This window comes from Wandonia sp. (assembly GCF_984588085.1).
On the sequence record NZ_CFIGVI010000061.1, the window covers coordinates 1 to 13,672 of the forward strand.

The 13,672-nt window shown below is 40.4% G+C and carries 10 protein-coding genes; 9 read left to right on the plus strand and 1 reads right to left on the minus strand.

The window, feature by feature from the left end; translation table 11 throughout:
• From AC4PL9_RS14225 to AC4PL9_RS14245, 5 genes are all read left to right on the plus strand, one after another.
• A partial coding sequence (locus tag AC4PL9_RS14225; RefSeq protein ID WP_491605414.1) for a hypothetical protein occupies positions 1-1,812 on the plus strand: 1,812 nt, incomplete at its 5' end.
• Positions 1,802-2,218 carry an ATP-binding protein gene (locus AC4PL9_RS14230; RefSeq protein ID WP_491605415.1) on the plus strand — a complete coding sequence of 139 codons (417 nt, stop codon included), beginning with the start codon at positions 1,802-1,804 and terminating at the stop codon, positions 2,216-2,218. The genes AC4PL9_RS14225 and AC4PL9_RS14230, both read left to right, overlap by 11 nt.
• Before the next feature lies 1 nt (position 2,219).
• A complete protein-coding gene (gene ybeY, locus AC4PL9_RS14235; RefSeq protein ID WP_491605416.1) occupies positions 2,220-2,633 on the plus strand; it encodes an rRNA maturation RNase YbeY in 414 nt (137 codons plus the stop codon).
• Positions 2,634-2,693: 60 nt separating this feature from the next.
• Positions 2,694-4,565, plus strand: coding sequence for a tRNA uridine-5-carboxymethylaminomethyl(34) synthesis enzyme MnmG (mnmG, locus tag AC4PL9_RS14240; protein ID WP_491605417.1), 1,872 nt, complete (start codon positions 2,694-2,696; stop codon positions 4,563-4,565).
• 69 nt (positions 4,566-4,634) lie between these two features.
• A complete protein-coding gene (locus tag AC4PL9_RS14245; protein ID WP_491605418.1) occupies positions 4,635-5,450 on the plus strand; it encodes a class I SAM-dependent methyltransferase in 816 nt (271 codons plus the stop codon).
• A 198-nt stretch (positions 5,451-5,648) separates the two neighbouring features.
• Here AC4PL9_RS14245 and ispG read toward each other — a convergent pair whose 3' ends face one another.
• Positions 5,649-7,574, minus strand: coding sequence for a (E)-4-hydroxy-3-methylbut-2-enyl-diphosphate synthase (gene ispG / locus AC4PL9_RS14250; protein WP_491605419.1), 1,926 nt, complete (start codon positions 7,572-7,574; stop codon positions 5,649-5,651).
• A 129-nt stretch (positions 7,575-7,703) separates the two neighbouring features.
• On the opposite strand from ispG, the gene AC4PL9_RS14255 reads away from it, so the two are divergent.
• From AC4PL9_RS14255 to AC4PL9_RS14270, 4 genes are read left to right on the plus strand one after another with little or no spacing between them, the layout of a single operon-like run.
• The gene (locus AC4PL9_RS14255; protein WP_491605420.1) at positions 7,704-9,173 is read left to right on the plus strand and encodes a LysM peptidoglycan-binding domain-containing protein; all 1,470 of its coding nucleotides are present in this window, start codon (positions 7,704-7,706) and stop codon (positions 9,171-9,173) included.
• Positions 9,173-10,687 (plus strand): GDSL-type esterase/lipase family protein, encoded by a 1,515-nt coding sequence (locus tag AC4PL9_RS14260; protein WP_491605421.1) that lies wholly within the window; start codon positions 9,173-9,175, stop codon positions 10,685-10,687. Before AC4PL9_RS14255 ends, AC4PL9_RS14260 begins: the two co-directional genes overlap by 1 nt.
• Positions 10,684-11,913 carry a GDSL-type esterase/lipase family protein gene (locus tag AC4PL9_RS14265; protein WP_491605422.1) on the plus strand — a complete coding sequence of 410 codons (1,230 nt, stop codon included), beginning with the start codon at positions 10,684-10,686 and terminating at the stop codon, positions 11,911-11,913. The genes AC4PL9_RS14260 and AC4PL9_RS14265 overlap by 4 nt, the downstream gene beginning before the upstream one ends.
• Entirely contained in the window at positions 11,913-13,595 is a 1,683-nt protein-coding gene (locus AC4PL9_RS14270) for an MBOAT family O-acyltransferase (protein ID WP_491605423.1), read from the plus strand. The genes AC4PL9_RS14265 and AC4PL9_RS14270 overlap by 1 nt, the downstream gene beginning before the upstream one ends.
• Positions 13,596-13,672 lie beyond the last annotated feature (77 nt).

Here is a 13,672-nt window from a genome sequence, read left to right on the forward strand (position 1 = left end):
TTGCAGAAGGAAATGAAAGAATTTGAAAAGAATATGGAGTCTTTTCGTAAGGCGAACCTGGATAAAAAAATGGATTCCTGGAAGAAGAAAGATATGTTAGATCAGCTTATGGATCAGCAGGAGAGCTTAAAGAATAGTGTGGAAAAGGCAAAGGACGAACTGGAGAAGACTATAGAGGAGAAGGAATTGTTCGATGAAGTGGATGAGGAGCTGCTAAAGAAGCAGGAACTACTGGAGGAGATGTTAGACAAGCTTCTGGATGATGAAATGAAGGAATTGCTGAAGGAATTGCAAGAGTTGATGGAGCAGAACGACATGAATGGTGTCGAAGAGAAAATGGAAGATATGGAATTGACGAAAGAAGAAATGAATCGTCAGATGGATCGCACCATGGAAATGTTGAAAAAAATGGAGGTGGAGGAAGCAATGAAGGACTTTCTTTCCAATCTGGAAGAGTTACAGGAGAGACAAGAGGAATTGAGTAAAGAACAAGTAGGAAGTGAAAAGGAAGAGCAGGAGGAATTAAAAGAAGAGTTCGAGCAGCTATTAGATGATTTAGATGAAATAAAAGAGAAGAATGAGGATTTGAAGCGCCCTTTTGATATCGATGAGGAAAAGGAACTACAAGAGGGAGCTTCTGATGATATGCAGAAAGCAGGTGAGAAGTTAGAGAAGAATAAAGGAGAGAAGGCAAATGAGGATCAAAAGAACGCTTCTGACAAGATGAAAGAAATGAAGGAGAGTTTACAAGCTCAAATGGAGGCACAGAAACAGCAGCAACAAGGTGAAGATATGGAGGCTTTGCGTGCTTTACTGGAAAATCTGATGCGACTTTCTTTCGATCAGGAAGCTATTATGAATGAATTAGGTGCACTGTCTTCTGAGGATCCGATGGTGACTGGACTTAATCATAAACAAAGGAAACTTATGGACGACCATATTGTGGTTAAGGATAGTCTTGTTGCCTTGGCCGAGAGGGTTCCTCAGGTTTCTGGTATCATAGATGCTGAATTGAAATCTATTGACAGAAACTTTAAAGATATTACGCCACTTATGCATGATCGTCAGTTGAATGAACTGATGATTAAGCAGCAATTCGCTATGACAGGTTATAACAATTTAGCTTTGTTATTGAACGAGTCACTTGAGCAGATGCAGCAACAGATGCAAAGCATGATGAAAGGCTCAGGGCAGTGTGAAAACCCTGGCGGTTCAGGAGGTAAACCTTCTCAGGGAATGAGTATGGGGGATATGAAGGAGATGTTGAAGAAACAGCTTCAGAAAATGAAAGGTAAAGGATCGAATCCCGGTGGAGAAGAGCCAGGCCAACAACCGGGAAACCAACCCGGAGGTCAGGGAGGTATGGGATTACCGGGAATGAGTTCTAAGGAGGTTGCAAAGATGGCTGCTGAACAGGCTGCTATGCGAAAGATGCTTGAGAAGTTGCGACAGGAATTGAATAAGGATGGTAAAGGGACGGGTAATGCTCTTAATCCGTTGATAGAAGAGTTGGAACGCCAGGAAAAGGATCTCGTAAATCGTAGAGATAAGTTTGTTATCGAACGTCAGCAAGAGATTTTGACAAGACTGTTGGAGAGTGAGAAAGCATTACAGGAGCGTGAATGGGAAGATAAGCGTGAAAGTGAAACAGCAAAAAATCAGGAAAACCGTAACCTTATCAAATTTGCAGAGTATAAGAAGCGAAAGGAGCGTGAAATAGAGATGTTGAGATTGAAAACTCCTGGATTGAATAATTATTATAAACGCAAAGCTGCGGAATATTTTAATAAGGTTTTGTTAGATGATAAATAGCGAAAATGATCTTGTGGAGCGTATGGTTTTAGATACAAACCTGGATAGTATTCATATTGTAGAAGGGTTAGTAGAGAAGATAGGTGAAAGTTTGAACTTATCGGAGGATAGCTTTGGGAATGTATTGATTTCAGTCACTGAAGCGATTAATAATGCGGTTGTGCACGGAAATAAAAATAATGAACAGAAGAAAATTATTCTTGAGGTGTTATCTAGCGACGATAGGGTTTGTTATGCTATAAAGGATGAGGGAACCGGGTTCGATTTTATGAATTTACCTGATCCGACAGCTCCGGAAAATATTGAGAAACCAAATGGAAGAGGAGTCTTTTTGATGAAATCATTAGCGGACGATGTGGTTTTTGAAGATAATGGAAGTAAAGTATTACTATATTTTGTGAAATAAGATGGGTGTTGAATTGTTTTACGAAGATGTTGAAATTCCGGGATTAGATCCGGAATTTTTTGTTTCCTGGTTTCAAAAAGTTGCCTTTGAAGAGGGAAAAGAGTTGGGTGATATTACGCTTGTTTTTTGCTCTGATGATTATCTTCTAGCTATTAATAAGCAGCACTTGGATCACGACTATTATACAGATATAATAACCTTTGATTACTCGGAGTGGCCTGTTGTTTCTGGTGATTTATTTGTGAGTTCAGATCGCGTTGCTGATAATGCACAGGGGTTGAATGTTGAATTTAGTGAAGAATTATACAGAGTTGCCGTTCATGGTTTGTTGCATTTATGCGGGTATAAGGATAAGTCTGAGAAAGAAGAACTAGTAATGAGAGAAAAGGAAGATTATTATTTAAGTAAGCGATAGTGTTTCACGTGAAACGTTGTTTGTATTCTTAGTAATTTTGTTCCACGTGAAACATTAGTTATGCTAAAAGAATATGATGTAGTAGTAGTGGGTGCAGGGCACGCTGGTTGTGAAGCTGCGAATGCTGCTGCGAAAATGGGTAGTTCGGTTCTGCTTGTGACGATGAATATGAATACAATTGCTCAGATGTCATGCAATCCAGCAATGGGTGGTGTCGCCAAAGGTCAAATTGTTCGTGAAATTGATGCTTTGGGCGGTGGTTCCGGTCTGGTTTCGGACAAGAGTGCTATTCAGTTTAGAATGTTGAATAGAAGTAAGGGTCCGGCTATGTGGTCTCCACGGACCCAGAATGATAGAATGCTGTTCGCTTTGGAGTGGAGATGGTTGTTGGAGTCCAATCCAAATGTGGATTTCTGGCAAGATATGGTGGTTGGTGTTTCCGTTGAGGGTGGTAAAATTACTGGTGTAAAAACAAGAATGGGTATGAATATAAAGGCTCGTTCTGTTGTTTTGACTAATGGTACATTTCTGAATGGATTGATACACCTTGGTGAAAAACAATATGGAGGAGGAAGAGCAGGTGAGGGGGCTTCATTCGGTATAACAGAAGAGTTAGTAAAACTTGGGTTTGAATCTGGAAGAATGAAAACCGGGACACCTCCCCGGGTCGATGGGCGCTCTTTAGATTATACGAAGATGGAAGTTCAGGAAGGGGATGCTGTGCCTGCAAAGTTTAGTTTTTGGGAAACAAAGCCTTTGGCAACTCAAAGGGCATGCCATATTACGTATACAAATGCTACTACGCATGAAATATTGCGTTCCGGATTTGATCGTTCACCAATGTTTAATGGTGCTATACAAAGTGCAGGGCCACGTTATTGTCCCTCTATTGAGGATAAAATAAATCGTTTTGCTGAGCGGGATCGTCATCAAATCTTTGTTGAGCCAGAGGGTTGGAATACAGTTGAGATATACGTAAATGGATTTAGCACATCTTTGCCTGAGGAAGTCCAGTTCGAAGCAATGAAAACTATACCGGGATTTGAAGGTGTAAAAATGTTTAGGCCGGGATATGCTATAGAATATGATTATTTCCCTCCGACACAATTAAAACATTCTTTGGAGACTAAATTGGTTGATAATTTATTCTTTGCGGGTCAGATAAATGGTACTACAGGTTATGAAGAGGCTGCTTGTCAGGGTCTGATGGCTGGAATTAATGCACACAAGAAAGTTAAGGGAGAGGATGCTTTTGTGTTAAGTCGTTCGGAGGCTTATATTGGTGTGCTTATTGATGATCTAATTACGAAAGGAACGGAAGAGCCTTATCGTATGTTTACTTCACGAGCTGAATACAGAATTCTCTTGCGTCAGGATAATGCAGATATTCGTTTAACCCCTGTTGGTTATTCTTTGGGTATGATATCAGATGAACAACTGAAGAAAGTGGAGTATAAGAACGATTTTACCAAACGTATTATTGATTCTTGTAATAAGGAAGGGATAAAGCCAGAGATAGTGAATCCTTTGTTAGAAGAGCGCAATAGCTCTCCGGTTAATCAGCAAGTAAAATTATCTTCATTGATTACCCGTCCAAACATTAGTTTGGAGGATATTGTTTCACTTTCTGGAAAGACAAAGGGGTTGGTAGAAGAGGTGGCTATGGTAGATGCTTCTGTTGTTGAACAAGCTGAAATACAAATGAAATACGAGGGATATATAAATCGGGAGGAGGAGATGGCTGCGAAGCTAAGTCGCCTCGAAGAAATGTCTATTCCTACAGATATGGATTATTCTAAGCTTTCTAGTTTGAGTACAGAAGCAAAGCAAAAGCTAAGTAAAATTCAGCCGGCAACAATAGGTCAGGCTAAAAGAGTAAGTGGGGTTTCTCCTGCCGATATTAGTGTTTTATTAATTTATCTTGGGAGGTAGTTTCACGTGAAACAATTAGTCGAAATAGCACATTGTCCAATCTGTAATGCTACAGATTTTAAAAAGGTAATGATCAGTAAAGATCACATGATTACGGGAGAAGAATTTTCTATCGTTGAGTGTTCGTCTTGTGGTTTTTGGTTTACAAACCCCATTCCGTCGGAAGAGAAAATAGGAGAATACTATAAAAGTGATGTTTATGTCTCACATTCTTCTTCCAAAAAGGGACTGATAAATAGTGTCTATAATTGGGTTAGGAACTATACACTTAAGAAGAAGCTTAAACTTGTTCAGGGACTTTGTGAAAATGGAGTCGTTGTAGATTATGGGTGTGGGACTGGTCATTTTTTGAGTGTTCTAAAGAATGCGGGATATGATGCAAAAGGATTCGAACCGGACGAAGATGCGCGGCGTTTTACGGAAAAAGAATTTGGAATGCACACATTTCCTCTCGATGAGTTTTCTAAACTGCCAGAGGAGAGTGTCGAGATAATTACAATGTGGCATGTGTTGGAACATGTGTATCATCTGAAACGGGACTTTGAAAAAATTGTAGATCGAATAAAACCAGATGGATATTTAATTATTGCTGTTCCTAATCGGATGTCTTTTGATGCCGGAAGCTACAAGGAACTGTGGGCCGCTTATGATTTACCGAGACACCTGTATCATTTTTCTCCGACTGATATTAACAACCTTTCCAAATCGTTTGGACTTAAATTGGTAGAAATAGTACCAATGAAATTTGACGCGTACTATGTAAGTATGCTTTCCGAAAAATATAAGGGAGGATCGTTGATAAATGCTTTTCTAAATGGAGTAAAGTCCAACCGTAAAGCTGAAGAAAGTGGCTTTTCGAGCCAAATTTATGTGTTTAAAAAGTAAACATCTGTTAATCAGTGATTTGTATATCTTTTCACATTTGAACCTTACGATAGCTTAATACAGTAGAAGAGTATAAGGGGTGGTTTTAAAACGATTTAAGCCTTTGTTTTTGCTTTTGAAAGGGAATCACATTAAGATTTTTTGTTTTTGCTTTAGGGGTTAAATAAATAACGTGTTTTTTTACTTGTTTTTCTGTTTTTATCGCGGTTCGCGCCAATCTCCGTATTCTTTTATTAGTGTGATCAATTCTTCTACCGCATTTTGGGAAGGTACATTTCGCTTCACAATTTCTTTCGCTTTGTATAAATTTATTTTTCCGGGTCCTGATCCCACATATCCGTAATCAGCATCGGCCATTTCTCCAGGTCCGTTTACAATACAACCCATAATTCCGATTTTGATTCCTTTAAGGTGCTGAGTCGCCTGTTTTATTTTTGCTGTGGTTTCTTGCAGGTCAAATAGAGTTCGGCCACAGGAGGGGCAGGAAATATATTCCGTCTGTGATATTCTTGTACGGGTAGCTTGTAGAATGGAGAAAGCATTGGCATTTCTTTCGCGAAGAGGAATTGCAGTATTGTTTATCCAAAGACCATCGCCGAAACCATCAATCAATAATGCTCCGAAATCAATGGAGGTATAAATTCTGTAAGTATCGTATTCAACCTGTTTGTTAGATGAAGACAGAACTACGGGGTTTTCTAATTTGTAATTATTGAGTTCTGAGAAAAAAAGACGGGAAGAATAAACAGGAAAGTCGGGGTGCGGTTCAAAAAGAAAAACTAATCTATTTTGACTTTCAAAGGAGTTAATATGTTGTAGAGATTTTATTTCGTCGTGTTTTATATAAACGAAAAAATTAGTTGAATCAAGTTCTTTCTCTTTATCGGATAAGTAAGTTTTGGTACTTAGTAGAGGAAGATGAGTCGGACGCTTTCCAGTAGAAAGCCAGGTGTTGAAATCCTGAATTACCTGTAGTGTTCCGGGTAGCTCAAAATCGACGGTTTTTTCTCCTGTATAAATATAATCGCAGGCCTGGTCACTGATTTCCCACTTATCAAGCGGTACACTGTACTGATAGCCTATAGAAAACAAATGGCTGCGTTTTAGTGATTCAAGTGATGATAAATCGTGAATAATAACTGGAACTTTGTCAGCCCCTATGTTATGAACACGGACACTTTTTCTTCGGGCATATTCATAAGGGTTATAGTAAAGTTCGTAATCTGAATACGGACTTGGTTTTTTTTGACAATAACGATCTGCAATTTTTTTTGCAACTGGAATTTCATTGTGAGCAGCTTCGGTTAAGGAAACACGGATCGTGTCTCCGATCCCATCTTCAAGAAGTGTCCCTATACCGATTGCGGATTTCACTCTTCCGTCCTCTCCGTCTCCGGCTTCTGTTACACCAAGGTGAAGCGGGTAGGCGTATCCTTCTTCGATCATCATTGCAACAAGTAATCGATACGCCTGTATCATTATTAGTGGGTTGCTTGCTTTCATGGAGATGATCAGGTCATGAAAATCATGTTTTGCAAAAATCCGGATGAATTCCATTGCTGACTCTACCATACCACGTGGAGTATCACCAAAACGGTTCACAATTCTATCTGAGAGAGATCCGTGGTTGGTTCCAATTCGAACTGCGGTCTTGTGCTCTTTACAAACCCGTATAAAGGGAAGCAATTTCTCCTCTATTTCCGATAAGGCTTGTTGATAAGAGGCTTCGGTATATTCCTTCTGTACTTTGTGCTTTTTCTCCGCGTAATTTCCAGGGTTGATTCTTACTTTCTCAACGATTCCGGCAGCAATTTCAGCTGCATTAGGCGTAAAATGAACGTCAGCAACCAATGGAATCCGATATCCCAGTTCTTTTAAACGGGCGGCAATAACAGTCAGGTGGCGCGCCTCCTTAACCGATGGTGTGGTCAGACGAACAAGTTCTCCCCCTGCTTCATAGATGCGAATACACTCACGAACAACGGCTTCTGTATCCATTGTGTCGGATGTTGTCATCGACTGAAGTACAATCGGATGCTGTGCCCCAATACGAATGTCTCCCACCGAAACGTCTGTTGTGGGGAAACGTCTGTAAGAGACCATGTTATCGCAGTATTTTTTCATCCCGATCAACCCTGCAAAGTTAGTGGTTTTTGTTCGTTATCGACAACTGTAATTGCTTTCCACAGTATTCCGTTAAAAAAATAAGACACAATGTACAATTAGCGGCCTTGTTCACGTTACTTTTACTCTATGAAGTTTTCTTTTGGTAAACAGGTTGTGTGGGTATTGCTATTGTGTTCTGTTACTGCTTTTTCAGCGGATAGGGAGTATATGCAGCAATTAAAGGCCCGCTTTGCTGAACAGGCACAGTCCGTTTTTTATAAGTACAAGCTTGATAATGAGTCGGTGAAATCAACTCCGCTCAAAAAATTTCCGGAATATTCTCAGCAGGAGATTGAAACTTTTTTGAAAGAGTATTTGGGAAAATGGTATGACGGTTACGACAAGACCATAACAGAGTATATTGATTTTTATACAACGCAACCCGACCAATATACCCGAACCTGGTTAGGGCTTATGGAATCCGAAGAAGAAAAAGTTGCTATCGTTTCTCCAGAACTTCGTAATGCTTTACGTTCTTTGGTTTTTTCGAATGTTTTCCTCTTAAGCTACGAGGCAAAAGAAAGCAGTATGCCTCTTTCTATACCATCACCAATTTCGCAACGTTATGATTGTCAAATAGATAAAACAATTGATAACCGTTTCTTCCTTGAAAACCAATTACGTATTGCAGAACGTTATCTTTCTGATTTGAAGAAACAATTTGATCAGCCTTCGTTTCAATTAGCTGCCTTTGTTTTAGGCGCAGCTACCGTTCGAAAGGCAGAACTTGCAACTCCACAAGCAGCTGGCTTTGAACAAATTTATCCAAACATACAGCATCCTTCCAGAGATTTTTACTGGGCAATGTGTGCTGCTGCTTTTGTCTGGGGGAAAAAAGAGGAATGGAAAGCAAAAGGCTATCCGTTTTCAGAAATATGGGAAACGGAAACGGTTTTGGTAAACGATACGGTCTATCTGGAGCAGGTCGCTGCTGTTCTAAATATGGATAGAAAGGAAGTAAAGGCTTATAACCCCCAGTTCTATAAAGAACTCCTTTTACCGGGTAATACATTGGTTATCCCGGCCAATAAAAAAGAAAGCTTTTTGTTGGTCAAAGACTCCATTAGTAACTACAAAAGAGAGGTGTTTTTTCCGGAAAAAGAAGATAGTTGTTACGTGTTTTACCGGACGAATAGAGGAGAGTATTTCAGAGACTTAACCCGTTGGTTTGGTCCGGGCCTGGAAGAAATCAAGAAGATGAATGATTTTTCCAGTAATGTCCTTCCTAAATATTGGGACGTTTTCTTTCGTGTTTCGTGTAAAGACAGTGCTTACTTCGCTGCATTTGATCATATGACACGAAGTCAGAAGGATGCAGCAGCAAAGGGAGAGGAGGTTAAACCGGACATTTCAACGCAAAAACAAATCAAAGAACCGATAGTCGAAAAACCAGCTGTTCCGACCGGTGCCAAAAAAATTGTTTATGTTGTTAAATCCGGTGATACGTTGTGGGCGATTGGTCAGAAGTATAAGGTAAGCGATACCGATATTATGCGTTGGAATAATATTGGCAGTCGCATACAACCCGGACAGAAATTAACTATTTATACGCGGTAATGGAAAAAGAATCAAAGAAATTCCCTCCGTACAAGGTCTTACTTTTTTTGACGCTTGTTTTTACAATGCTAGGAGCAATTGCCTTTTTTATTCCTGCGGAAGGGGTAAGAGTTGCCGGTAAGGATTTTTACTTTGTAAGCCTACAGGATGCTCTGGGTAATAATGAGGACGAAAAGATTGATGTTGAGGCATTAATACAAGCACGAAAAGATAGTTTACAGGCACATTTGGATCAACTCCGGGATGCCCATTATCAATCGGTTCAGGATAGTATTGATGCTGCAGTTGCGTTAGCAAAGGCAGATCCAACAAGGTTGCAATACGGAAATGAAGAAAGAGATGGTCTGGATGCTTTTTTCAATGCGTTGGCAACGATAGGAAGTAATGATCAGGGTGTCCGCATCCTGCATTACGGAGATTCCCAGATAGAAGAAGACCGGATTACTTCGTTCGTGAGAAAAAAACTACAGGCTCGTTTTGGTGGTGGTGGTGTTGGAATGTTAGTTCCTCGCGCTATTACACATAGCCAGACAATTTACCAGTCTGCGTCTGAAAACTGGACAAGGTATACAGCTTTCGGAGGAAAAGGACCTTTTGCCGAAGACGGAAGATACGGCGCTCTGGCTGTTATGTGTAAGTACAATAATTACATGGCAGACAGTCTGGATAGTGTTCTGGTTGAAAAAACATTTTCAAGTGGTTATGTTTCGTACTCTCCCCGAAAGAATACGCATGCTACTGTGCGGAATTTTAATAGAGTGCGTGTATTTATGGGACATAATTCCGCGCCTGTAGAGTTGGTGTTGTCATTTGACGGACAGGAGCTAAGTCGCCAGATTGAAGCTAACACTTCTCTACAGATTGTTTCATTTGATCTTGAGAAAGCACCTTCTTCGGTTACGGTTTCTTTCAGAGGAGCTGCCAGCCCCGAGGTATACGGTATTTCGCTGGAGACCCCAAAAGGAATTCACATGGATAATATTTCCATGCGTGGTGGTTCCGGAACAATTTTCTACAAATTAAATAGTCAGTTGACCAAACAAATGTACGATGCGCTTCATCCGAAACTTATTATTCTTCAGTTTGGTGGAAACGTTATGCCGTATGTAGATACGAAGAAAAAAGCCGAAAACTTTGGAAAAGAATTTCTGCGAAATATGAAGAGAATAAAAGGCCTTTGTCCGGAAGCATCTATACTTGTCATAGGCCCTTCGGATATGTCAAAGAATATTAATGGGAAAATGCAAACCTATCCGAACCTGCCGGATGTACGGGATGCGCTTAAGGAGGCTGCCTTTGAGGTGGGTGGTGCTTACTTTGATATGTATGAGGTAATGGGTGGAAAAAATTCGATGTTGAGCTGGGTAGATTCGGACCCACCGCTGGCAGCAAAAGATTATATCCACTTCTCACCGCGTGGAGCGTCAAAAATTGCAGAGATATTTTACGAATCGCTCATGTTGGATTATGAGCACTATCTGAATCGACAGAAAGGAAAGAAAAAGGAAAAATGAGAGACTGGATTGTAGCGATAGGGTTTTGTTTGGCAACGATTAGCTTATATGGACAGCCGATACGTGCTGAAATTCCTGATGCGGATTATATCCATACCGATCAGGCAGAACTACATTTTCCCGGTTCAACGGAGCTGGCAGATGTGTTTTTCAAAAAGATGGAAAACCTGATGCTTTTTGGTGAAGGAAAAGTAAATGTTGTTCATTTTGGAGGATCTCACATTCAGGCAGATATTTACTCGAACCGCATGCGTCAATGGTTAGGGGGCTATATTCCCAACCAGCAGGGAGCAAGAGGACTCGTGTTTCCTTTTCGTATTGCAAGAACCAACGGTCCTTACGACTATCGTGTTGACTATACAGGAGACTGGTCGCATGTCAGAAATGTAAGCAGAACGCTGGATACAAAACTCGGGGCTTCTGGTATTAGTGTCTATACCTCTGACACAACCGCCTCTGTTCAGATTACTTTTGATACCAAAAAGAACCTGCCACATCGTTTTAATAGAATAAAAGTATTGCACGAAGTAGACAGTCTTTCTTACGAAATGAAGTGGCTGGGAAGCGATTCGGCACAGATTCATCACTATCCGGATTCGGGCTTTTCAGTGATAGAACTTACTACCCCGGTAGATACACTGGAATTAGGGTTTACTAAGACAGACTCGCTGCAAAACCGGTTTATTCTGTATGGGTTTTACCTGGAGAATGATGAACCGGGTTTTACCTATAATTCAATTGGTGTAAATGGTGCCAGTACAGGGTCGTTTCTGAAATGTGAGTTGTTTGAACAGCACATGCAAGTACTTAATCCGGATATTGTGTTTTTCGGAATTGGAATTAACGACGCCCACGGATCAAATTTTACAAAAAGAAGATTTATAGCCAATTATGATGAAATTATCAGGCAGATCAGATCTGCCAACCCGAATACATTCTTTGTTTTTCTGACCAATAATGATAGTTACGGATACAATAAAAAACTTAATACAAACGGAGTCATCGTTCAGGAAGCAATGTACGAGTTAGCTCGTAAACATAATGGAGCTGTGTGGGACATGTTTGCTGTAATGGGAGGCCTGAAAAGTGCAAACATCTGGAAAGCACGTGATTTACTGAAAAAAGACAGAATACACTTTACCCGGGAAGGGTACAACCTGATCGGAGATTTGCTTTTTAACGCGCTTATGGAAGCGTATGAAAATTACTTAATAGCAGAAAACTAATGGATTGGCTGAATTGGAATGAAATTTGGAACTATCTGTCCCATGTGCTGAGTTACAACCCCTCTGCACCGATGATTTTTACACGGTTTAGTTTTTGGGGCTTTTTCATAATTGCCTATGCAGTGTACGCAATCGTGTATAAGAAAATTGCGCTTCGAAACGGATATTTGTTTCTGATCAGTTTGTTTTTCTACTACAAAACGAGTGAGTTTTTCTTCTTTTTATTGCTTTTCAGTACCGTTACTGATTTTTACATCGGAAATGCAGTGTACAGGAGTACTTCTAAGCGCAAAAGACTTTGGTTGGTAGTTCTCAGTGTTACGATCAACCTTGGGGTACTGGTATATTTCAAATATGCTTATTTCTTTACCGAAAGCTATAATCAGGTGTTCCATACCGATTATGAAGTGTTTAACCACCTGGCGCACTGGTCCAATGAGTGGTTGGGAACGGGTTTTGATGTTAATAAAATCATATTGCCGGTAGGAATTTCATTTTTCACCTTCCAGACGATTTCGTACACGGTTGATATTTACCGTGAGCGGATACAACCGGTTAAAAACCTGATTGATTTTGGGTTTTATGTTTCGTTTTTCCCGCAATTAGTTGCCGGTCCGATTGTCCGCGCGAATGAATTTGTTCCGCAGATTTATCAACCGTATTCCATTTCTAAGCGTGTTTTCGGAATGGCTGTTTTCCTTATTCTTAACGGACTGGTTAAAAAAATGGTGTTGGGAGACTATATTGCCGTCAACTTTATTGACCGGGTATTCGATAATCCGGGAATGTACACCGGGTTTGAGAGTATGATGGCGCTTTTCGGGTATTCTTTACAGGTCTATTGTGATTTTTCCGGTTATACGGATATTGCAATCGGTGTAGCCATGCTTATGGGCTTCTATCTGCCGACCAACTTTAATTCACCTTATAAAGCGCAGAGTACTTCAGAGTTTTGGGGCAGGTGGCACATTTCATTATCCACCTGGTTGAAAGATTACCTGTATATCCCATTGGGAGGAAACCGGAACTCAACCTGGGGAACATGGATTTCGCTTACACTCATTCTTACGGTAATTGTCCTGTTGAGCGGAAACATGTGGTTCTTCCTTATTTTTGCGGGAGTTGCTCTTTTAATCGTCGGGTTAGCCCATTTGTTCCCGGGACTGAAAAAAGCGATTATCCGGGATATTAACCTGATGATTACTATGCTATACGGGGGATTATGGCACGGAGCTTCCTGGAATTTTGTCATTTGGGGAGGGCTGAACGGACTGGGAGTTGTCTGGCACAAATACTGGTCGAAGATCAGCCCGTTTAAGAATAAGAGTGGAATTCTAGTACGTATCTATGCCATTACCTTCACGTTTGTATTTATTACGTTTACGCGGATCTTTTTCCGGGCGGAAGATTTGGAGACAGTAGAGCAAATGTGGCACAGTATGCAGACCAACTTTCAGTTGGGGCTTGCCTGGGAAATTTTGACAGGCTACAAATGGGTCTTTTTCGCTATGTTATTTGGTTTTATCGTTCACTGGTTACCGACACGAGTCAAAGATTGGTATAAAGAGCTGTTTGTTGCCTCTCCAATGCCTGTTAAAGCAATCGTTGCTGTTATCACAGTGTTTGTTATCATCCAGTTTATTTCAAGCGATTTGCAGCCATTCATTTATTTCCAGTTCTGATAAGACAAGGAATTGTTATATATTGTTTTGGTTTAAGGGTAGTATGACGATTCGTATCTGATACTTTGTGAAAGTAA

What these genes read in the sequence shown, in the direction of transcription:
- AC4PL9_RS14270 (WP_491605423.1), top strand. Translation starts at nt 11,913, where the DNA reads ATGGATTGGCTGAATTGGAATGAAATTTGGAACTATCTGTCCCATGTG.
- AC4PL9_RS14265 (WP_491605422.1), top strand. Translation starts at nt 10,684, where the DNA reads ATGAGAGACTGGATTGTAGCGATAGGGTTTTGTTTGGCAACGATTAGC.
- AC4PL9_RS14230 (WP_491605415.1), top strand. Translation starts at nt 1,802, where the DNA reads ATGATAAATAGCGAAAATGATCTTGTGGAGCGTATGGTTTTAGATACA.
- AC4PL9_RS14260 (WP_491605421.1), top strand. Translation starts at nt 9,173, where the DNA reads ATGGAAAAAGAATCAAAGAAATTCCCTCCGTACAAGGTCTTACTTTTT.
- ybeY (WP_491605416.1), top strand. Translation starts at nt 2,220, where the DNA reads ATGGGTGTTGAATTGTTTTACGAAGATGTTGAAATTCCGGGATTAGAT.
- AC4PL9_RS14255 (WP_491605420.1), top strand. Translation starts at nt 7,704, where the DNA reads ATGAAGTTTTCTTTTGGTAAACAGGTTGTGTGGGTATTGCTATTGTGT.
- AC4PL9_RS14245 (WP_491605418.1), top strand. Translation starts at nt 4,635, where the DNA reads ATGATCAGTAAAGATCACATGATTACGGGAGAAGAATTTTCTATCGTT.
- mnmG (WP_491605417.1), top strand. Translation starts at nt 2,694, where the DNA reads ATGCTAAAAGAATATGATGTAGTAGTAGTGGGTGCAGGGCACGCTGGT.
- ispG (WP_491605419.1), bottom strand. Translation starts at nt 7,574, where the DNA reads ATGAAAAAATACTGCGATAACATGGTCTCTTACAGACGTTTCCCCACA.